General features: G+C 35.5%; 14 protein-coding genes and 1 pseudogene. 7 read left to right on the top strand and 8 right to left on the bottom strand.

Features of this window, described 5'->3' with window-relative positions; translation table 11 throughout:
• Positions 1–80 precede the first annotated feature (80 nt).
• Positions 81–374 (bottom strand): hypothetical protein, encoded by a 294-nt coding sequence (locus ACQ76T_RS14405; protein ID WP_431343997.1) that lies wholly within the window; start codon positions 372–374, stop codon positions 81–83.
• 194 nt (positions 375–568) lie between these two features.
• Between ACQ76T_RS14405 and ACQ76T_RS14400 the strand changes: the two genes are divergently transcribed.
• Positions 569–1,795: a spondin domain-containing protein gene (locus ACQ76T_RS14400; RefSeq protein ID WP_431343996.1), complete on the top strand. Its 1,227-nt coding sequence runs from the start codon at positions 569–571 to the stop codon at positions 1,793–1,795.
• Positions 1,796–1,864: 69 nt separating this feature from the next.
• Here the strand turns inward: ACQ76T_RS14400 and ACQ76T_RS14395 are convergent, their stop codons facing one another.
• Complete coding sequence (locus ACQ76T_RS14395) at positions 1,865–4,972, bottom strand: amino acid adenylation domain-containing protein (protein ID WP_431343995.1); 3,108 nt, start codon at positions 4,970–4,972, stop codon at positions 1,865–1,867.
• Between the two features lie 741 nt (positions 4,973–5,713).
• Between ACQ76T_RS14395 and ACQ76T_RS14390 the strand changes: the two genes are divergently transcribed.
• The gene (locus ACQ76T_RS14390) at positions 5,714–6,154 is read left to right on the top strand and encodes a hypothetical protein (RefSeq protein WP_431343994.1); all 441 of its coding nucleotides are present in this window, start codon (positions 5,714–5,716) and stop codon (positions 6,152–6,154) included.
• 33 nt (positions 6,155–6,187) lie between these two features.
• On the opposite strand, the gene ACQ76T_RS14385 is transcribed toward ACQ76T_RS14390, so the two are convergent.
• The 4 genes from ACQ76T_RS14385 to ACQ76T_RS14370 form a co-directional block, all read right to left on the bottom strand.
• Positions 6,188–6,454 (bottom strand): hypothetical protein, encoded by a 267-nt coding sequence (locus ACQ76T_RS14385; RefSeq protein ID WP_431343993.1) that lies wholly within the window; start codon positions 6,452–6,454, stop codon positions 6,188–6,190.
• A 200-nt stretch (positions 6,455–6,654) separates the two neighbouring features.
• Positions 6,655–10,197 (bottom strand): DUF6443 domain-containing protein, encoded by a 3,543-nt coding sequence (locus ACQ76T_RS14380; protein WP_431343992.1) that lies wholly within the window; start codon positions 10,195–10,197, stop codon positions 6,655–6,657.
• Positions 10,198–10,203: 6 nt separating this feature from the next.
• Positions 10,204–13,644, bottom strand: a complete 3,441-nt coding sequence (locus tag ACQ76T_RS14375; RefSeq protein ID WP_431343991.1) for a DUF5977 domain-containing protein — start codon at positions 13,642–13,644, stop codon at positions 10,204–10,206.
• A gap of 80 nt (positions 13,645–13,724) precedes the next feature.
• Entirely contained in the window at positions 13,725–15,272 is a 1,548-nt protein-coding gene (locus ACQ76T_RS14370; RefSeq protein ID WP_431343990.1) for a T9SS type A sorting domain-containing protein, read from the bottom strand.
• A 437-nt stretch (positions 15,273–15,709) separates the two neighbouring features.
• On the opposite strand from ACQ76T_RS14370, the gene ACQ76T_RS14365 reads away from it, so the two are divergent.
• A complete protein-coding gene (locus tag ACQ76T_RS14365) occupies positions 15,710–16,627 on the top strand; it encodes an MBL fold metallo-hydrolase (protein WP_431343989.1) in 918 nt (305 codons plus the stop codon).
• Positions 16,628–16,678: 51 nt separating this feature from the next.
• Here the strand turns inward: ACQ76T_RS14365 and ACQ76T_RS14360 are convergent.
• Positions 16,679–18,212: pseudogene (locus ACQ76T_RS14360) on the bottom strand (YifB family Mg chelatase-like AAA ATPase).
• Between the two features lie 159 nt (positions 18,213–18,371).
• Positions 18,372–19,133, bottom strand: coding sequence for a hypothetical protein (locus ACQ76T_RS14355; RefSeq protein WP_431343988.1), 762 nt, complete (start codon positions 19,131–19,133; stop codon positions 18,372–18,374).
• A gap of 127 nt (positions 19,134–19,260) precedes the next feature.
• Between ACQ76T_RS14355 and ACQ76T_RS14350 the strand changes: the two genes are divergently transcribed.
• The 4 genes from ACQ76T_RS14350 (at position 19,261) to ACQ76T_RS14335 (ending at position 22,874) form a co-directional block, all read left to right on the top strand.
• Positions 19,261–20,124, top strand: coding sequence for a helix-turn-helix domain-containing protein (locus ACQ76T_RS14350; RefSeq protein WP_431343987.1), 864 nt, complete (start codon positions 19,261–19,263; stop codon positions 20,122–20,124).
• 74 nt (positions 20,125–20,198) lie between these two features.
• Positions 20,199–20,615 (top strand): ester cyclase, encoded by a 417-nt coding sequence (locus ACQ76T_RS14345; RefSeq protein WP_431343986.1) that lies wholly within the window; start codon positions 20,199–20,201, stop codon positions 20,613–20,615.
• Positions 20,616–20,699: 84 nt separating this feature from the next.
• Positions 20,700–21,923: an MFS transporter gene (locus ACQ76T_RS14340; protein WP_431343985.1), complete on the top strand. Its 1,224-nt coding sequence runs from the start codon at positions 20,700–20,702 to the stop codon at positions 21,921–21,923.
• Between the two features lie 66 nt (positions 21,924–21,989).
• The gene (locus ACQ76T_RS14335) at positions 21,990–22,874 is read left to right on the top strand and encodes a LysR family transcriptional regulator (RefSeq protein ID WP_431343984.1); all 885 of its coding nucleotides are present in this window, start codon (positions 21,990–21,992) and stop codon (positions 22,872–22,874) included.
• Positions 22,875–23,346 lie beyond the last annotated feature (472 nt).

The following is a 23,346-nucleotide window of genomic DNA, read 5'->3' as shown; positions in this document are numbered from 1 at the left end:
TACATTCTTGTTATCAGTTCTTTATATGGGTTTACAAAAAACAAATATAATAAGATATGCAGATACCTTAGCTGGACTTTTTATACTTTTAATTTTCCTTCCAGGTATTGGGCCCCCCCCCCATTGGTAACGGTAATAAATCCGTCATAATGATTGACTTTGATTCCCAAATCATTCATCATTTCTTTAAAATATCCAGCCTGTTCTCTATTGTCCGGAATGATGTCTCCCTGCCAGTGGAATTGAGCTACCTGTCCTGTATTATTCTGAAATTCCAATGTTCCCAAAGTATCTACACACTTTGTTGATTTTATATCGATAACAGCACTTTCATTAGGAACAAAGTCCTTAGCCAATACAATAAAATGATCCATCTATTATTTTTTGTTTTTTGAATTAATGAAAAAGGATATGATCTCTTTTTCTGACACAAATATGGCCTGTAACTGCGACAAAACTTGACGTATCATTTATTGTGCAAAAAAATATTTTAAAATTTTTGTCAGGATTTGAAAAAGCACCGACTACATTCTTAGAAACCAGTAATAATTATTAAAAATTTACTTTTATGAAAAAAACCTTTTTAAAAATCGCGGCTCCTGTAGCAGGTGTTCTTGCTGCATTGATGCTTTCATCTTGTGACAACTCAGACAATAACATGATGGAAGATCTACCTCTTCAAAGAACCATCACCTTTGAAAATGTGGTTACTCCCAAAGATTTTGTACAAAGCGGAAGTTTTCAGGGAACAGGAGCTTCTCCTCTTATTATGCCAGGACAGACGACTTCTATTACATTCAGTGCCGGGAAGACACAGGCTTTAATGTTTGCCACCATGTATGGAGCATCAAAAGACTGGTTTTTTGCCTCTCAACAACCTGGGATCAAACTTTTTGACGCAAATGGAAATGCGATCACCGGCGATGTCTCTTCAAGCGTATTATTATGGGACAACGGAACAAGAGACAATATTTCCGGAGCGGCAGAAAGCAAAACGATCGCGCAGGTTCCTAATGTAAATGCTTCTCAACTGATGAAGCTCAATCTCTCTTACAATGATGTAACTTCTCAGTTTACATTAACCATCACCAATACTTCTGGAGGAACAGCCAACGAAACTCCATTTTCACCCGGAGTATGGGCTGTTTCCAATTATAATGGATCTCAATTGCTCAACAGTGCTCCTTTCTTCACGCCCAACGCACTCTCAAATCCCGAAATTACAGATATAGCACAAATGGGAAATATTGATAAAATGAAAACAAAACTGAATGCCAATACAGGAATTATGACTGGGCTATCCCCTGTATTAGTAGTTGTTTACCAAGGGGATAAAAACCCGATCTACGAATTAGGGAAAGTAGACAACGGATTGGGATTAAAAGACATTGCTCAGTTTGGAAATGTAACGAAACTTCAAAACAGTCTGAAAGCTTTACCGAATGTAAAAAATGTTTACATTGCCGGAAGTGCGCCAGTAACGCCGGGAAATAAAGTGATGACAGGTTTCAGAGCAGATCCGGGAGATAAAATTGCTTATGCCACAATGTTTGGTTTTTCAAATGACTGGTTTTATGCTAACGAGCAAAGTATTGACGGCAATGCTACTGGAGATCTTACTTCAAAAACTTCATTATTTGATTCCGGAACAGGGATAGATCAATATCCAGGTGCGGGAAATCATCAGGCATTGTTTGGAGGAACTCCACAGTCAGAGAACACGGTGATTTCAAAGGTAGGAACATTGTATCCGGTTCCTGCGGTTCAAAACGTGATCAAGGTAACGGTAAATTAACTTATATATTACTGAATGATAACCCCTCGGACAGCAATTATCTGAGGGGTTATTTTTAATCATTAATTTCTACTCTACGGGAATTCCCAGATACTTCAAATAGGAATCCAGCAGTTTTTTGTCAAACACAGGTTCTTTAATTCCTGATCCTTCTAAAAACTGGATAACATTGGAACAATCCCAGATATATGTATTCTGATAAAGTTCTACCGTAGACAATCCTTCATGCATATTATCTTTAAAAAGACTCGTCAACGGATACAACCGGTTTTTGGTATCATCTTCCCATTGTTTTCTCCAGTCTTTATAGGAAATGCTTTTCAGGGTAAACGGATAATATTTTTTCATAAGACCAAAGAAATCTTCCAGGGTAAGATTGGTTTCCGGACTGGCAATTAAATTGAATTTTTTACCAATCGCTTTTTTATCTTTGGTGATATGGGCCATTGCTTGTGTCATATAATCTACTGTGATCAGTCCTTCTCTAAGTTCAGTTAATGCAGGATACGATTTAAACTCTACACAGTTTTTCACCAATCCCGACCACCATTGGTAAGAGGCACTCGCTCCTGTTTTGCTGTGACACATTGCGTATCCAAGGCGATAGGTAATGAGTGGTAATCCTTCTTTTGCCGCCAAATCAGCGATAGCCTCCATTACCCATTTACTTCTTACGTAGCCAATATCTTTACTTACGGACATTAGATTCTGTTCAATATCATCAGATTCAAGCATGACTTCTTTTCCTGTGAATATATGTCCCCAGCTGTATACAGAAATAGTAGATAACAAGGCAAGACATTTTATTTTTTCGGCACCGGCAAGCTTGATGATTTCCCTTAATCCTTCTACGTTGGGAGCTTTCATATAAGAATAAGGTTCAATAAAATTCACAGAACTTCCTGAATGATAAATTAAATCAGCCTGCTTTGCCAGTTGGGTGAATATTTCATCCGAAAGCCCTAGTGATGGTAGTGTAAGATCTCCTATTAAAGGTATAATTCTCGGTTTTTGTTCAGGTTTTTGAGGGATATTGTACTGTTGATAACATCTATCAATTTTTTCCATAGCCTGAAATTCATCCTGAGCTCTTACCAGACAATAAATATCTGCATGGGTAGTATCCAGAAGTTCCTGCAAAAGATGTATTCCAACAAAACCTGTAACTCCTGTTAAGAAGATAGCGGATGGGTTTTCCAGCACTTTTGGATCAAAATCTCCTTTGAAAGTAGTTCCCGGGGCGAGATATACATCCTGCTGCAATTCTACATAAGGTTCTACATCTTCTACAGGAATTGCCTTTGCCTCCGCTTTAGATCTGTTGATTAAAGCTTCTGAAAGTTTCTGTAATACAGGAAACTGATAAATATCCCGAAGATAAACTTTGGTATCCAATCTCTTCTGTAAAGCTACTGCTACCACCGCTACCAAAAGAGAATTTCCACCGATATCAAAAAAATTATCTGTTATATTAATGACCGGGCGTTCCAGTTCCGATGCCCAGATATCCGCAATTATTCTTTCTGTTTCGTTGGTTGGAGGATCGAATGAAACAAGTTCTCTTGCTTCCTGATCGGCGAGATCTCTTAAAACTTGAGTATCCGTTTTGCCATTCGCTGTGAGTGGAATTTTATCTATAAATATAATCTGAGCAGGGATCATATAGCCTGGCAGCTCTTCTTTAAGTTGATTTCTAATAGAAGTACTGTCTTTTTCTACCCCTGGTTCTGCTACAACAAAAGCAATGAGATATTTGTTGTTGCTTTCTGTATCTTTTCCTATTACAATGGCTTCTTTAATGGCTTCCTGCTGAACTATTGTACGTTCTATCTCGCCCAACTCAACCCGAAATCCTCGGATTTTCACCTGATTATCAATTCTTCCCAAAAACTCTATATTTCCATCTGCCTGCCATTTCGCCAAATCTCCGGTACGGTAGAGTTTTTCTGTTTTCCTGAAAGGGTTTTCTATGAACTTGGATTGGGTAAGTTCTTCATTATTAAGATAGCCTTTTGCCAAAAGGGTTCCTCCTATAAAAAGCTCTCCTACAGCTCCTAGCGGTAATAATTCTTTATTTCCTCCCAAAATATAGGCTTTTGCATTGGCAATAGGCTTTCCGATTGAAGATATGTACTTGCCATTGATATCTTTCACTTTTTTAAAGGTAGAATATACCGTACATTCGGTAGGTCCGTAATAATCTATTAGTTCATAATTTAATTCTGTTGTGAGTATCGGCTTGAGCTTTTCACCGGCTGTAAAAAGGTATTTAAGTTTTAAGTCATCATAATTTCTGGTACTGTTAACAACAGATGGAGCCAGAACAGTCGGAACAAAAGCATGGGTAATTTTATTTCTACGATAATAATCTACCAATGCCTCAGCTTCTGTTCTGTCTTCATTATCTGCAATAAAGACTGTAGCTCCCGAGGTAAGTGCCGACCAAGTTTCCCAAACGGATATATCAAAAGCCAATCCTGCGACTAAGGTAAGCCTTGAAGTATGATCCACATGGAAATGATGATTGTGCCAGGTAACTAAATGCTGTATTGCCTCGTGTGAAACCATTACTCCTTTCGGTTTTCCAGTTGATCCGGAAGTGTAGATCGTATATGCTAAAGCATCTTGAGGAATTTTGATATCTGGGCGCGCTTTGGAAAACCCATTTAGAATATCCGTACTGCTTAAGTTTATTATTTCAGTATTTTCTGTCTCAGACAAAAATGCTCTAAGGATAGTATTCGTAATCAAAACTTCGGCTGAGGTATCTGAAATGATATATTCTATCCTCTTGACAGGGTAACTCGGATCTATCGGAACATAGGCTGCTCCTGTTTTTATGACCGCAACAACTGCAATTACCCATTCCAAAGAACGGTCCAGCCATATGGGAACATATTTTCCTTCTTTCACCCCATGCTTCAATAAGAGATTGGCAAGCTGATTACTTTTTTCATCTAAGTCACAATAAGTAATAGTTTCATTCTGAAAAACCGCAGCAATATTATTAGGATAAAGATCTGCCTGTTTACGAAAAAGTGATTCTAATGTTTCTTCCTGGTGATAATCCCAGCCTGTTTTATTAAAGGCATTTAAAAGTTTTTCCCGATCTTCTGAAGACAGTAAAATAGGGGTACCTTGTGAATGTACCTGTAATGTTGGTGTTGTGTTTGACATTTTAATAGAATAAGTGGGTTCAAGTTTTTGTTTTCAATAGCTTTCTCATCCGTCCATCTTATTTCAAACTAAAACACGGTCATATTAACCCATCCTAAAAGATATAGAAAGTGGGTACACTTTAGCCTAAATGTGTTTGCTGAAATTGTTGTAAACTAACAGATTTTCAAGCGATCTGTTGAGAAACAGAACTATAAACAATACGTAATGAATTATTTATTACAGTCGGAAATGAATAAAGAATATCCGGAAAACGATGCTAGAGATATTGCCCATTCATTATGAAAAGGATTCTACCTTCATATACTATTATTTTTAATGATTCGGTTATCAAACTTAACATAATATTTTTAATAATGCATTACATAATTATCAATTAATCCCATTTTAGAGAATTAAAATTATGAAACAATTCATTTTTATCTAACTATTTTTCAACAAGATAATCAAAAAAAAAAAAAAAAAAACAATCAGATATTGTTTGGATGAACTCCACACGCCGAGAATAGAGTGATTTCAATGGTAAAAACACTGTATCTGGTTCCTGCTATTCAAAATGTGATCAAAGTAACGGTAAATTAGGCTAACATTTTTTAAATAAAAAAGAGCCCAGAAAGTACTGGGCTCTACTCTTACTATATTTATAATTATCATCATTACACAAAGGGAAAACGCAGTTATGCACAATCTCAATTTTCAGAAAATGAAATTTTACGTATATTTCGTTTTTATAATTATGACATGAAAAAGCTATTTTTTTATTTTTTACTTTGTCTTGTTTCTTTGGTACATGCACAAGAAGTAAGTCCTCCTTCTATTAAACCTTCAAACACCAATGCTGTTATTGTTGATGAAATTATAAAAATTACAGATTTTGAAAATTATTTTACTGAGTATTGTAAAAGGAAAATTAATCAAAAAGCAAAGGAAGGCGCATGGGAAAAAAATAAAACAAACAGAATCATTCAAAGTGTAAATTTTAAATATTATAAACCATCTATCTATAATGCTTTCGCATTTGATACTGAAGAAAATTTGAAAGAAACGCTTGAATTATTTAAAAGATTAAATGAAAACAGACAGCATTCAATGTCAAAAATATTCCCCTTTGATGCCTTATTGCAATATAATTTAGAAGGGTATGTTCAAATGGTTATTGATGGAAAATATATAGAAAAATAAATAACGCTATCTCTTATTGAGATAGCGTTATTTCTACTTTAAATATCTTAGAACATTATCATTCCTATTGGTGACAAATTCTTTTCCTTTATCATCAATCCTGTAAATCAGTACTCCTTGATTATAAGTATCCCAGATTTTAAATTTGTATACTTTTTCGTGGATGAATATACTGACAAAATATTCTTTCTTTTTTGTGGGATGATTAACCCAACTGAACTCATCATCCTTTAAACTTTCAAAAAGCATTTTGTACTTATCCTTATTCACTATTGTATTATCAATTGATATTCCTGTCACATCAGAAAAATTTTCCCGATTATAGGATTGATATTCATTGATATCTGAATATACTTTGCACGCATAAAACAAGAGTACAACGATATAAATTGATAAGGGAATATAAAATCTAATTTTTGTTTGCCTTAGTACTGCTATGAGTAAAAGGGTGAGACAAAAAAACACAAATAAAATTCCTATATAAATACTTCCCATATTTTTTATCTTATTCTCCACATTGCTTTATCCCAAGTATAGGTAGCACTTTGGGATGCACTTGGAATACCCATTTTCCCTCGGCCTATCCCGAAATAATTATATGTTGATCCGCTTCCCCAATTGGCATTGATGTTAGATTTTAATTGAGGTACCGGAATACTCACTGAGTTATTTTTTTGCCATCCTGCAAAATCTGAAAAATGTATATAATTATCATATGGATTTGTATTCTGGTAGATATTGAAGTTGAAAGATGAAGAAAATCCATCAGAATCACTTCCCAATCCCGGGCCTGCGGAAAAAAACAGTCCCTTTTCGCCACTGTCTGTCATAACAAAGCTACCGGAGAATGTTCCATATGTTTTGGGTAGATAAAGATTTTGTTCAATCGACAAAGAAAATTCAAATGCTCCCCAACGCAAATCTCCATCTCTAGGCATTAGAATTCCGGAAGTTGCGATATTGCTTCTGTCTCCCCATGTATCCTGATAACTTTCCTGCATCGCATTACTATAGTCATTGAAAGACTTTGCCTGTGCTTCCAGTGCGCTGGCATGATTGTAATCAACTCCAGAAGGAGCTTCGTCATGAGCCGTAAACTCTTGTCCATTTCTTACCCATGTTCTGTTTGAAGATAAAAGAACATATCCGTCTGTAGTAGGATATCCAAAAGAATTTGGAGCATGGTAAATAGCATTACTTCCATACAGAATACTGGTTTTATAAGGATTGGTAGCTCTACTATCCCAGAACACCTTCCCATTTAGCTCTACCCAGTCATAAGGGCTTCTTCCATCGGGGTCAATGAATCTGATAGGATTGTTAAAAGCATAATTGTATGGGCTGTTGCTTGTCATTTTTTCTGCTTGAGGATCTACAGAACCCCATTTTCCGAGTTCCGGCATATACATCCTTGCACCATAGTCATACATTCCGGTAAAAGCCTGATATTCTTTTCCATTGTAAGCATAGGCATATTCTGGTAAGATTGTTTGCTGAGTATTATGAAAAAATTTTGCATGATCTAAACCAAATGGATAAAAATTCTTTTGTTCAACAATCTCATTTCCTTTTACATTATCATGTCTAAAGGTCAGCCTAATATTATCAAGATGATCTTTGTAGTGATAAAAATAGGAATTTTTTTCGGGATTATAATATCCTTCTGAAGTATGGATAAACTTCAACACTGCATTTGTATTGGGGTTGGGACTACCTTCAGTAAGAGTTTCATATTGGAATCCATCCAAATAATCTGTAATTTTCTTATATTTTAGTATAAAAGGTATTTCTTCAATTTTTCGAACTTTATTACCATTTGACTGATACAAATATTGGGTAAGTACATATCCTCCATCCTGATCTATATAATTTAACTGATTTAAATAATTATAGGTCGCCTTGCCAATTCTTTTATCTATATTTTTAATGATATTCCCATTCATGTCATATTCATAAACATATCCCATAGCATTATATCCAGACACGTTATTAACTACATTTTGGGGTAATGTAATCTGAGAAAGTCTGTTACTTAAATTATTATCTTCATAATTGTATATTAAATCATCTATTTTTTCTGCAATCACACCAGAAGAAGGATTTGTAAATCTTTGTAAAGTTTTAATATTCCCATTTAAGTCATAAGTTAATTGTTCGTCAAAATAATGATTTTGCATCACGGAATTTTCAGGCTCAGAATATTCTCCTTTTAGCAGTCTGTTTAGCCCATCGTATTGATAATTATATCTTTTCAAAACTCCGTCATTTGAAGATTTCCAATCAACTTCTGTGATATTGCCATTATATTTACCTGGAGCAATCGTACTGAAAGCGGGATTATGATATTTAACCTTATAACCAAAAAGATTATTCCCTAAATTTCCAGGGTCATTTACTTGTGTCAGCCAACCTTGGATATTATACTTATAATCAATATTTTGAGAGCTATTACCTAACTTTTTATTTTTCAGTTGAGAAAGTTCATTATATTCATTTTGAGCTAAAATTTCTTCCTGATTGTTGTTTACTTTATGCTTATGAACAAGTAATCTATTTTGGCTGTCATACTCAAAGGTTTCTATAATAACATTTTCTGAATCTGAAGTAACTCTTTTATGTTTGGTAATTTTCTTTTTCAAAACGCCGGCAAAATCCAATTCAGATTCTACCCTGGTAAAACCTCCCAAAAAATTAACAGAGTGAGTTGCTACTACTCTTCCTTTAAGATCATAATATGTATAATTTCTGGTCCAGTTATCATCTTCAATATTTTTTACAAAAGTAGCTGTCAGAAGATTTTTTGTCTTAAACTGAGCTCCTTGTGCATCACTCAATAAAGTTTGCCCGATAACAGAAGATACAGGATCAGGCTTTACCTGCGGATAGGTATCATAATAGTTTACACTTACTATTTTTGATATGGAGGTAGGATATACCGTATTACCATATTCTACGGTCATTCCACTAAGCGAAAGACTCCCGCCTCTGGATTCAAAATCAACGGCTTGCGCATCTACATAACTTTGAATGTCTTTTCTGTTTGTTCCATCCGTTGAAATTCCCGTATAGGCAACTCTTCCAAATTTATCATATTTTGTAAAAGTCCACGCATCACTTGTGATAAAACCCGGAATTCCATTTTTTAGATTTGCATCTCTAAAAAGTATAATTTTGCCACTTTTATTATACACCATCTGTTCCCATCCTTTTCCGGGAAGTTTTTTCTCTACCAATCTGTTTCTTTCATCAAATTTATATTGGTAACATAAATTGTTAACTATCTGATCATTAATTGATGAGGCTTCGGAAGCCAAAGGAGGAATAATAAATGCTAACTGATCATAATTATTATAAACATAATAGGTATCCGCATTTGCAGAGGCACTTAAAACTTTCCTCACTAATAACGTTTTCCCTTGTGCGTTCGTAAATTCAATAATTTTGTTTCCGTCTTCATCGATAATGGTATTTTTATGAAGAAGATTTTCAGCGTATGTTCCTGTAAGAGTGATATTAGCCTGAAATGTTGAATAGTTAAAGGTTGCGGTATATCTTTTTACTTCCCCATTGATATTGGTATCATATTCATATTTTGTTGGCTTTGTGCTCCAATCATTTCCTACGCTTATTTTTTCTCTGATCCTGTCCAATGGAGAGTTTTCTAAAGTTTTTTCAGAATAGAATTTTTCACTCCCATAAATATTCGGGTCAGAGGCATTGGTTAACGGATCTGTAAAAAGACCTCCGTTTTGTGTTATTTTTTGTGGTATTGGAAGATAGTTCACTGCCTGTCTTCCAAAATCATCATATACTGCATAGTTTACAACGTCTTTTTGTGAAGGAGATCCTTTTACGTTGACCGACTGTTTTATTCTCCCTAGGCCATCATAATAATCTACGGCCTGTGTTTGCTTTGCTGTTGAACTGGTAGCAGTTACAGGTTCCAGATAGGTTCTAGTCTGCAGATAGTTCTCTGTATTTGTTTGTGCGTACAAGGGTCCTGTTGCAAATAGGATTCCAACAGGTATAATTAATTTTTTCATTTGGTATTAGTTTTTATTGTATTCAAAATAGAATGTTACAGGAGAACCAGGAGAACCACCGTTTACTGTTAATATAACATGTCCCGCAGGATATATCATTACATTTCCAGACACATTCCCGCTACTCACACTGATACTTTTAATACTTGCAGGAGTACATTTTGTTCCCAGATTACCAATCATTACGCCTTGAGACCAGCTTGGCGTACCACCACCTCCGCTTGAATTTGTTAATGGCAGACTAAGTGTTGCCTTTATAACATTGGTGGAAGTTTCCTGAAATGATGAATAGTATATATCTGCTAGATAAGACGGAGTAATAGTACATACATAAGGGGTGCAGACTCCGTTGGCATTAGCGTAGTTCTGACCATTAGCCAGTATATCATTCTCTGCTTGCTGATCAGCATCTTCCTGACTTATTAAAGAGGTGTATTTTCCTGCGACAACTTTATAAACAGCAGTTCCCGCTGTTGTACCAGGCCCGCAGTTTGTTCTGGTAAATGTTTGGCTCTTTTCTGCACTAGAGAATACAATTGGAATATAATTGTATTTAAACTCTTTAAGGATATTATTATTGATATCCACCACCTTTTCTAACCTGTTAGAACTATCATACAGATATTTTTCCCTTATACCCGATGGAGGCGTTATAGTAGAAATACCAACCGAAGGTTTATAGCTATATGTGGTTATCTGATAATCAGACAGCATTGAATTATTTCTGAGATTATTCAGCTCTGTAATAAGCGTGTTTTCATCGCCGTTATTTGAAGCTGTAATAGCAGGCAAAATACTTGGATTATCTTTTATATCATCATACTTTGCTCCTTTTATAACAGCTATTGCATAGGTATTGTTGTACCCATTAATATATGAAGTATATTGACCATTTTGATCCTGTGTTTCCGCAACGGTATTATAATAGTTAAATTTAGTTATTTTGTCACTGCTTGTTGGGAAGTTTGTTCCGTCAATACCTGTTAATGAATGGGTCTTAATGATAGGAAAAGTCACCACTTCTGAACAGCCGCCGGGCATTCCAAAGAAATCTCTATAGCATTCCAGTTTTTTAGACCATATGTTTTCATACACGTTTTTTTGTGAAGAAATGATAACTCCATTCTTTTTCTGGGTTGCTTTTGACAGAGAATTGATATCGTTATTTCCCAAAAGTGCCGTGCCTATAAAATCATTAATTTCATGAGCATATTCATAATTGGTTTCATATTCATTAATACCATCAGTATCTGTTTTTTTATTGAGAAGGTTTTTGTTATTGTAAAAAAGGTTGGTTGTCCTTTTAACCTCCTTTCCATTATACACAACCACATCAGTCTGTTTTTTCAGGGGCATATTGACTTGCCTTATGGTATAGATACCCCCTTCTCCCCTTTTTGCAAACAGAAATTTATCTTCATGTATATTAAGGTCATAATCATAAAAAGATTCGCTTACTTTTTGACCCGTATTGGTAAAGTTTCCTACGTAAAGTAATTTCCCGTTTATAAGATTGAAATTATCTCTCGAATTCAAATAAGGATAACTTCCGGTTTGTTTATTATAAAAAAAGGTATTTCCGCTATTATTACCGGATGATCCTGTTCTTGTCAGTCTGTAGCCTGTTAACAAGTCCGATGTATAAGTTGTATTTCCCAAAGGAATAGGCCCATTAGCAGGAATATCTTTAAATACATTATACTTATATACAGTGGAATCTTTTACCGTGTTATTTTTCGATTTTGTAATAGCTGTAACATATTCATAATGAACATCGGAAGCTAAAGGGTCAATTTTACGGCCATTTGATTCCGTATTGGTATTAAAATAAGCATGTCCTATTCCCTTATTTCCATACTTAAATTCTTTAAGATATTCCTGATCTCTTGTTTGTGTGACGATCTTTTGAATCCTTACACCAGCACCTACAGTACTTGCCAAAGGTCCCTGATTTAATTTTTGGTAATAATTGGGTTCATAGTAAAAACTTTGCAATGCATCATTGGTCTCTATACTTTTTAGATTTCCAATAACGGCATCATTAAAAAGAGGATCTCCAGCGGAAGCTCCCGACCCAGTAGTTAACTTTGTATATCCGTATCCGTCGTGAGAGGCACTTATTTTACTTGGCAGTTTATTTACATCTCCATAATATTTGAACCTGTAATACTTCTCATTTTTATTTTCTTTATTTCTAAACAAAACGTTATCAAGAAGCATTCTTCTATTAATTGCATCATCATAATTTGGATTAGCTCCTTCTGCCAATGAATAAAAATAATTTAATTTAATCGAATTTAACAGGCTAAAGTTACTTAGATCATTAACGGCAAGTGAAACGGGGATCGTCCATGAGATGTCTGTATTTTTCAGTTTGTTAACATCGTAAATTTCTATTGACTCAATTTCCGGAAGATTACTTACGTATCCGTTATTAAGAACATCTGCTCTTAATTTCTGCTTTTTAAATAATAATGCTGTACTGTTGGTATAAATTAAATTAAGCAGTGGCATACTATACTTAGTTAAAAATTGTCCACTCTTTGTTCTACTCCATCCCAAAACATTATAAACGGCATAATTAAAATTAATTTCTTCCCCAAACTGATTGCCAATTTTGCTGATATACCAAGCCGTAGATGCCTGTTCATTTAATAAATTTTGCTGGGTTGTCGTAAGTGGATCACAAGGAGAAAGCCTGTCTGGAGCAAATTTAAAAGGTTTGTTTTTTTCTATATTAGTATAGTTTTGATTGGATGTACCGTCTGTAGTGGTCTCATAATTATTAAAGTAAAACGTTATTCCGTCGGCATTCTTAATTGTGAATCCATTAATCTGATTTCCGACTTGAGTATAATTGATAATGTAATTGCTATAATCTCCAGATTTTATTTTTACTTTTTTATCCAAATCAAAATAGAACTCAAAAAATTCGCCATTGGGCAAACTTACTTTAAAGATATCAGGCTCAGTATCAATATCTAACATAGAATCATCGTATGGAGCAGGAAAGCCAATGGAAATCGTTCCTGAAGCATACCACCTCTGTAAAGGGAAAGTAAGTACATTATTGATAGCATTTTGTGTATTTGCTTTCAAAGCTGATAAATTATAAAACAATCCCTGATTATCTTTAACATCAACGTTATAGCACTTTTCATAGCAAATATAGTTTCCATCGCCGTCTGGTGGACAGTGTGTGAGAATAGAATAGCGACCTGTTGTTTTAACTTCATCTGCACCATCTCTTACCTCTCTTACAATCAATCCTAAACCAGCAAGATTCCAATTAAGACCTACAATACCCGCATCTGCGTTTACCAATACTCCTTTCGTATTATACGTTAATCCCAAACCTATCTTATACCCGTCAATGGATATATCCTTAATAGGAATCTGAACATTTGCAGTTCCTTCACTTAAATTTTCTGAGGTCACCTTTTGCATCAAATTTTCGCTGAAAGAACTTTGCGAAAATAAGATACATGATATGCATATTGAAAATAATAGTATTATTTTTCTCATGGTTATTTCTTAATTAGTTTTGCGTTAGCAGTTTTGTTTTCATCGGTTTTAATCACAATCAAATAAGCTCCCTGCACCAAAGCTTGGGTATTGATCTTGGTGATTTTGTTCTTTGTTTTTATATTCTGAAGCTGTCTTCCTCCCATGTCGTAGAGGATAATCTCAGTTTCTTTAAAATCAAACCCGATTTCTACATAAGCATAGTCTGAAGCAGGGTTCGGATAAATCTTAATGTCGTTTTTCTCGATCAGTTTATCTACCTGTTTGTCACCCAATTTTACAATCTTCCAGTTTTCCTTTCCCAATTCTTCAGCGCTGGTCCCGGCCAGAATAATGGAGCCGTCTCTATTTAACTTCAAGTCAGCCAGTCTTTCTTCCTTCTTTCTGGATTCGCCAGTGATGTACTTTCTCCACTTTTCATTACCACTCTCATCCAGATAAAGCATCCAGAAGGTTTCATCATCCTTTTCTATTCTTCCTTCAGCCTGAGTATAGCCGCCTAATAAAATCCCTTTGGACGATTGATCATCAGCAGAATGAATCACACTCATATTCATCAAAATATCCCTGTTTTTGAAATTGTAAGATTTCTGCCACTGCTCGTCACCTCTTTCGTTCAAAGAAATAATCCATAGATCCGTTCCTTCTTCAATTCCAACCGTTTTGTTTCCAGACCTTTCTGATCGCGATTCTCCTCCGATAATAAATCCATTAGAACTTAAAGCCAGTGTTCTCAAATGATCATCTCCTTTTCCTCCAAAGTTCTTTTCCCATTCTACTTTTCCGTCTTTATTCAGTTTGATAATCCAGTAATCCCCTTCCCCAAAGTTTTCTGTCTTTTTGACACCACCCAAACTGCTTCTTGAATAAATCCCCAATAAAGCGCCTCCATCTTTTGTAGGAATCATTTTCTCTACTTCATCTAAACCTTTTCCCCCTACAATAAGTTGGGAAATTTCTTTTCCATCTTTATCAATTCTACTGATCCAGACATCTTTGGAACCATAGCCTTTCTGGGAGTTCTGAACATTTCCGGCAACAAAAAACCCTAAGTCTGTCGTTTGAATCACTGCTTTAGCTTCTTCGTCAGAAGAGGTGCCGAGTGTTTTCTGCCATAATTCATCACCAAATTCATTGATTCTGATTAGCCAGATATCAGATCCTCCTTTGGAATCCTCTTTTTTATCCAGTCCTTTTCCGGAATAAGAAGTTCCCGCCAAAAGAAATCCTCCATCCTGAGTAGTAACCGTTGCCGACAGATAATCATGGTTAGAACCTGAAAAATATTTTTCCCAGACTTCCTGCCCCTGTTGGTTGAGCTTAATCAAATGAAAATCGTAACCGTTATTTTGTTTACTTCCTGATTGAAGTTGATCACTCTGAATAGAGCTTCCTGTAATCAAATACTGCTGATCAATCGTAGTGGCCACCTGGCTTAGAAAATCCTGCGTTGAGGATTTGATATCTTTCTGCCAGATAACCTCTTGAGCAGATATACACAGAACTGTACATAGAAAATACACTCCGGTATGGAGCTTTTTTGCACTCATATAAAGTTTTTAATGGTTATTAATTTTTACAAAAGTATTATTTTTACTTTATCTAAATAAAGATTATTAAACGTACTTAATGTGAATTTTATCATATTTATTTAATATAAACTGAAATACCAAACACTACTTTTACTGTCTTAAAAATCAATATAACAAATCATTACACGCTTTCAGCCTATAAAAAAATGGCCGTTTTTCTGAGATTATTAATTTTCCTTCTAGAGATCGTCACACAAATGATTTACTTTGAAACCTAATCAAAGTAAAAATATATTATTCCCGACTTGTTTTACTGTTATCGGTATCCTGAAGCAGAAAATGTGAATGACACCTTCAAAAAACTCAAAAAACAACCTGATAAAAAGTTTTATGATGAAATAATCTATCAGAATATTCTTTAAATTTGTGAGAAACAAAGCATACTTCATTCTAATATGGATCATACATTGAAGAGAGACTACGGATTTATACATATTCCGTGTAATGACCTGGATATTTTCATACTTTCTGACGGATATTTTGGTATTGGCTATCATCAGCCGATTTTAGCACCTGATATTCCTCAAAACCTTGTTAAAAACGAACTCAGAAATCTTTATTTATCAGAATCCAACTATGAAGCTCCTATTAATGTAATGCTGATTCAAAAAGGGGAACGTATCATTTTGGTAGATACCGGAGAGGGATTTTATGATGAAGATAATGCAGGCCAACTATTATATAGTCTTGAGGCTGCAGGATTTTCCCCCGAATCTATAACAGACATTCTGATTACCCACGCTCATAGGGACCATATAGGAGGCATACTTTCTAAGAGTGGTGATTTTGTATTCCCTAATGCACATTACTATATCTCTCGTCAGGAATTTGAATTCTGGATGACTGGCGAACCGGATTTTGGAAAAAGTAAAAACCCCGAAGGAGGAAAACCTAGCGTTCCTTTGGTCAGAAAAATCCTTTCTTCTATTGATAATCTACTGACAAAATTTGAAATGGGAGATGAACTTTTCTCATGTATTCAGACACAGGCTGCTCCGGGGCATACTCCAGGACATATTATGTATACGGTTTATAATGGAAATCTGTCGCTCACCAATGTAGTAGATATTTTTCATTCTCCTTTACTTATTGCGAAGCCGGAGTGGGGAACGCAATGGGATATCGACTTTGAAATAGGAGTTGAAACCCGTAAAAAAGTTCTGGAAACCTGTTACAAAAACAAAACACTTATCTGCTCCGCCCACCTTCCATGGCCAGGTATAGGGTACATAAATAAGGTGAATAATGAATTTCAATGGGTTCCTAAAGCCTATAATAATCCTTTTTTTATAAATCTTAAATTAGATCTATAAAAAAGAGGTATAAAATACATACAATATATTGGCTATAAAAAGAAGTCTGAATCACCCATTCCAAAATTCCCGATCCAGACTTCTGTATTGTATGGCTTCAGAAATATGATGAGAAAGAATTTTTTCAGATCCTTCAAGGTCTGCAATGGTTCTGGAAACTTTCAGAATTCTGTCATAGGCTCTTGCTGAAAGATTTAATTTCTCCATAGCCATCTTTATAAGACTGAAAGAAGTTTCATCCAGTTCACAAAAAGCTTCAATCTCTTTGGGACCTCTGGGAATTACTGCTGATAGCAAGATCCTTATATCGTTCATTCTGAATATCCCTCGCCTTTAAAACCCGTTCTCTGATCTCTTTACTTTTTTCTCCTTTTCTTTTTTCAGAAAGCTGCTCAAATTCTACTTTCTGTACTTCAATATGAATATCTATCCGGTCAAGCAGAGGTCCGGAAAGTTTGTTCATATACCGCTGCATTTCATACACAGAAGAGGTATTATTGGGGTCATCAGGGAAAAAGCCGCTCGGGCTTGGGTTCATGGAAGCTACCAACATAAAACTGGCAGGATAATTTACCGTAAATCTTGCTCTGGAAATCGTCACTTCCCTATCTTCTAAAGGTTGTCTCATCACTTCCAAAACTGTTCGTTTAAATTCAGGCATTTCATCCAGAAATAAAACGCCGTTATGAGCCAGGGAAATCTCTCCAGGTTGTGGATAGCTACCTCCCCCAACGAGCGCAACGTCTGAAATGGTATGGTGAGGAGAGCGAAAAGGACGTACGGTCATGAGAGAAGCTTCAGTTCCTATTTTTCCTGCCACAGAATGTATTTTTGTAGTTTCCAGTGCTTCTTTCAATGTTAAAGGAGGTAAAATACTGGGCACTCTTTTGGCCAACATGGTCTTTCCACTTCCGGGAGGCCCAATCAGAATGATATTATGTCCTCCTGCTGCAGCAACTTCCATGGCTCTTTTGGCGGTTTCCTGACCTTTAACTTCAGAAAAATCGAAGGGGAAATCATTGATCTTTTCCTGAAATTCCTTTCTGGTATCCAGTACTATTTTCTTAATTTCTTTTCCTTCGTTAAAAAAATCTATAACTTCCTTGATATTTTCCACACCATATACATCCAGATCATTTACAATAGCAGCCTCTCTGGCATTTTGAATGGGTAAAATGATTCCTTTAAAACCTTCTTCTCTAGCCTGAACAGCAATCGGTAAAACCCCTTTGATGGGTAGCAGGCTTCCGTCCAGAGAAAGTTCTCCCATAATAATATAGTCCTGAACTTTTTCTGCAAGAATCTGATCGGATGCAGCCAAAATACCAATCGCTATACTAAGATCGTAAGCAGAGCCTTCTTTTCTGAGATCTGCCGGAGCCATATTGATGGTGATTTTCTTTCCGGGAATTTTATACCCTACATTTTTCAAGGCAGCAGAAATTCTGTAACTGCTTTCTTTGATGGCGTTATCAGGAAGTCCAACTAAGTGGTACCCTACTCCTCCACTATCGACATTCACTTCAATAATTATCGTCTGAGCAGAAACTCCGTGAATGGCGCTTCCATAAATTTTGATCAGCATAGATGTGTTTTTGAAGTAAATATAACTAATATGCTGTTTTATAAAGATGGGGTTTTTATGGATGGAATTCTTTGAAAACAGATAAATGATAAATGACATCAATCAAATCATTGTAAAACACCAACAGCTACCTCTTGGGATAAGTTATTATTTTGACCTTTATTTCTGAGCTTTCTCTGTAGTGAGTTTTAATGCATTTGATTCTATTACGCCAACAAACAGATTCTTATATTTTTTTTTCTGTTCTGGATCTAATAGTTTGTACAAATTTTCATTACAGATAATTTTAAAAGTAAGAGTATAGGGCAAATTCGGATTAAGCTGATCATAATAATCACGGGAGCTATACCAGTAAGGCATTTTTAAATAGGGGTTAAAAAAAAGTGTATACTTAAATTCTTTGCCAGGAGCAAGAGTTATAATATTTTTTGACAAATACCAATTCATTGTGATATCTCTTACATCTTTTATCTGGTTTATTTGATTCCATTTTTTTATTTCCTTATTTCTTTGCTTTTCTATTTTAGCTATATCTTCAAATCCTTTATAATCATAAAAAGGATCATCTGCTCTTTCGGGTTCTATTAATTTTCCAGATTGGTACACAAAGCCATACACACCTAACAAATGATTTAAATCAGGCACAGATAATAGTCCATCCCCAATAAAATACTCTTGAAGATTTTCGGAAAAACCCAGTCCAAAACTCAGGCTATCCAATGGAAGACTCACTGACTGATCTGAATCATTCCAAACACTTATTTCCAATAGATGACCTTTATACTCATTTTCAGCTTCTTTCGCAAGATAATGATCAGGAATGAATTTAGACGTCCGGTCATAGTCCAGTTTCTTAACATTTAGCTTCAGTTGCGCACTTCCTACAACCGAGGTCAATAATAAAAGTATGATCAGTTTCATTGCCAAGGATTTAGAACAGTAAAGGTATTATATCTTCTTTGTAAAACAGCACTATTATCAACCTTAAAAACATTTAAAGAAAAGGAAACCACAATTTCATTACCTTTATTTTCGGAAATATAATTTTATGAAAACCTACTTTCTCCCAGACGATTTACTTACCGAGCCCATTATCTGTGAAGAAGAAATCATCATACGACTGTATCAATCCAATCATAAAACACTGAAAAACAAGATCATTTTAAACCGAAATATGATCAATTTGCTAATAAGCGGAAACAAAACGGTAGATTATCCAGAATCTTCTGTTGAAGTGAAAGCCGGAGAACTGATATTACTTTCCACAGGAAATATTCTGACTTCGGAAGTTACATCCGACCAGAACGAGTTTACCAGTATTCTGATTTATTTCAGTAATGAAACCTACAATCGCTTCCTGATTAAATATGAACATCTTTGCTCTCAGACCAAGCAGAATAAACCGTATTTGATTTATCAACAAGACGATTTTATTCAACAGTATGTCAATTCTTTACTTATATTATTAAAACATCCGGATTTGCTTACTGCAGAAATAAGACAATTGAAAATGGATGAACTTATGCTCTATCTTCTACAAAGTGATCCGGAGAAACTACAGTCATTCCGGATGGTTACCCAGGACCGGGAAAGTTTACAACTGAAAAGGGTTGTAGAACGATATATTGGAAAACCAACAACGATTGATGAACTCGCTTTTCTCTGTAATATGAGTCCTTCTACTTTTAAAAGAAGATTTGAACATTTGTACAATACATCTCCTCAGAAATGGCTGCTCAGCAAAAGGATGGAACTATCAGCAGACTTGCTTCGTTCATCAGATATCATCCCTTCCCAGGTATTTTATCGGGTGGGATATCAAAACCATTCCAGTTTTTCAGAAGCGTTCAGGAAACATTTTGGAATTACACCAAGCCAATATCATACTCAATATTTGACCGCCCAAGAATAGCCAATGACCTTCCAGCCCTAACCTCTCTTCTCGTAACCTCTCTACCTTTGTCTTGTAATTAAAAAAGAAATACTATGAATTCATTAACAGACACTAACAAAAGTATTGTACGCCGTTTCAACAAAGAAGTTATCGAACAGGGAAACATCCAAAGCTTTCAGGAACTTATGGATGATCATTTTATCAATCACTCTGCTCCATCCGGTGCAGATAGTGGTCCGAACGGAATGATCTATACCTTTAATCATATTCTTCGTCCGGCAATGCCTGACTTGCAGGTAAGTATTTATGAGCAGATTGCCGAAGGTGATCTTGTGACCACACGAAAAAATATCAGCGGCACACACACTGGCGAATTGATGGGTATTCCGGCAACCGGACAGAAAATCAGCATTGATGTAATTGATATTGTCAAAGTAAAAGACGGGAAATATATTGAGCATTGGGGAATCAATACACTTCCAGTAGTTCTGGCTCAGCTTAAAGGATGATCCATTACTAAAACCGATCGATCTTATCGAAAAAAAGCGTTTTACCGATTTTGAAATGCGGGGTAACTTTGCTAAAAAATTGAGATGCAGTCATTAATCGCATTAAAATCCACAAATTTCAGATTATTTTTCACGGGTCAGTCTATATCATTATTGGGAACCTGGATTCAAAAAACAGCCGTTGCATGGGTCGTTTACAAAATCACAGGTTCTCCTTTTGTTCTTGGTATAATTGGTTTTGTAGGTTTAATCCCCACATTGCTATTATCTCCTTATGTAGGAAGTTTCGTAGAGCATAGCCACAAATATAAGGTGATGAAAAACACCCAGTTCTTAGCGGCAATCCAGGCTTTTTTGCTGGCCTTATTATTTTATTTTAAGGTATACAATATCAGTATTATTATTCTGCTAACGCTGATGCAGGGCATTATCAATGCATTCGAGGTCACCTGTAGACAGGCTATGATGATTGACCTTGTAGATGATAAGGAAGCTTTGCCGAATGCCATTGCACTTAATTCAGCAATGAGTAATCTTGCGCGGGTTGTAGGGCCGGCATTAGCGGGAATTCTGTTATCTGTATTTGGTGATGATTTTTGTTTTATCAGTAATTTCGTCAGCTTCATTCCTGTCATCTATTGTCTGTATATGATGAAATTGCCTTTATATGAAAGTAAACCTCATCTTTCTAATGTATGGAGTGAATTAAAAGAAGGGTTCAGATATGTAAAAAACGAAAAGACCATTTTTTCTCAGCTGTTGCTGCTTTCTTTTTTCAGTCTGATGCTTATCCCGTTTACTACTTTGCTTCCTGTAATTGCTAAAGAGGTTTTTCAGGGGAACTCCAAAACATTTACTTTATTTGAAAGTGCAGTAGGAATAGGCTCTTTGCTGAGCGCTGTGTATATGACAAAACTGAAACAAATGGGCAAACTTCATAAAATTGTCATTTTTTCAAGCTGTATTATGTCTGCGGGGCTTTTTACTGTTTCGGTAAGTCCCGGAATTCATCTTGCATTTTGGGGACTGGTTTTAAGTGGCTTGGGAATGATCTCTCAGTCTGCAGCCGTTAACACCTATATTCAGTTGAATACTGATCCCAAAATGAGAGCCCGGGTTATCAGCTACTATATTATGGCTTTTATTGGGATGACGCCTATCGGAAGTTTATTGATTGGATGTATGGCAGAATTTCTCAGTACAAGAAGTGTACTTTTTATAGAAGGAGTATTGGGTATATTAGCTGTCACCGTTTTTGTGATATATTCCGGAAAGTCAAAACACGCTGACGTTTCCACTGAATTATAATTTTTTTCTACAGAAAAAGGTTGAAGGTTTTGCTTACATTTGTTGAGTCTTTGAAAATATAAATTAATGGAACTTCGTCAACTAAAATATTTTCTCAAAGCGAAAGAGCTATTGAACTTCACAGCAGCAGCAGAAGCACTCAATATTAGCCAAAGCACGCTTTCTCAGCAAATAAAACAGCTGGAAGATGAAATTAATATTCCTCTGTTCAATAGAATTGGCAAGCGTATTATGCTGACTGAAGCCGGAAACCTGTTTTCGGAATATGCTGCACAAAGTGTAAATAGAGCCAACGATGGATTGGTGCTGATGAAAGATCTCAGCCTTCTTCAGACGGGAAGATTGTTTATAGGAGTTACTTACGCTTTAAGAAATCTTCTTACCAAAGCATTAATTATATTTTCGGAACGATATCCCAATATCAAAATCAACGTTATTTTTGGAACAACAAGAGAATTGATTGATAAACTGGATCATACAGATCTGGATTGTATTCTCACCTTCAGAAACGAATCTGAAAGTTCTTCCTTCAACTATCAGACTTTATTTTCATCTCCTATGACGCTGGTTGTTTCCAAAAACTCTATGTTGGCAAAGAAAAAGTCGATCACCATCAATGAGATTTTGAAGGTTCCTCTTGCACTACCCGACAGCGGATACAGTACGACTTACTTTATCAAAAAAATCCTGGAAAGTAAAAATATTGAACCCAATATCTCTGTTGAAATCAACGATATTCCAACCTTGCTGGAATTGGTAAAAACCAACAACTGGAATACAATTCTAACGGCCATTAGTGTGAATGATCCTGAATTGGTAACCATTCCCATTACAGGTAAAAATATGCTTCGGGAAGCTACGGTTATTTCCCTGAAAGAGGCTTATCAAAAGAGAAGTATGCAGGAGTTTTTAGCGATCCTTGCCAATATTTTACCTCCGCAAGAGTCTTAAAACTTCACAAAATCAGTAAAGTCCCAGTACAGCATAGCCAAAAAACAGAATAAATATTCCTCCCATAATTCCGGAAACTAAAAAGGAAAGGAGGTAATAGGAGCCCTTTTTCTCTCTCTTCTTCAACTTATGGTAAATAAAAACCGGTAGTGTATATAATATTGCGGGAATCAGAAATATTAAAAAAAGCAGAACAATGAGTCCCTCTTCTGTAAATATCGTGGCTGAGCTTATCATGGTTTCTTATGTTTTCAGACAATACTGCAAATATAATACCTTATGTCTTTGATGAAAATTGGGTTATTCCACAGATTTTAAGGGAGCTAGACTTAGTTTTTTATATTCTACTATTTTATTCAAAAAAAATCGGCACAAAATATATTTGTACCGATCCCAACCATTATTAAAAACTAACGAAAAGATGATTTCGCCAAGATTTTACATGAAGAAATAAGATGTTTAATAAAGAAGC

It is taken from the genome of Chryseobacterium sp. JK1, assembly GCF_050632815.1.
Taxonomy (GTDB): Bacteria; Bacteroidota; Bacteroidia; order Flavobacteriales; family Weeksellaceae; genus Chryseobacterium.
The sequence above is the reverse complement of the archived record's forward strand: the minus strand, read 5'-3'. Positions and strand labels throughout refer to the sequence as shown.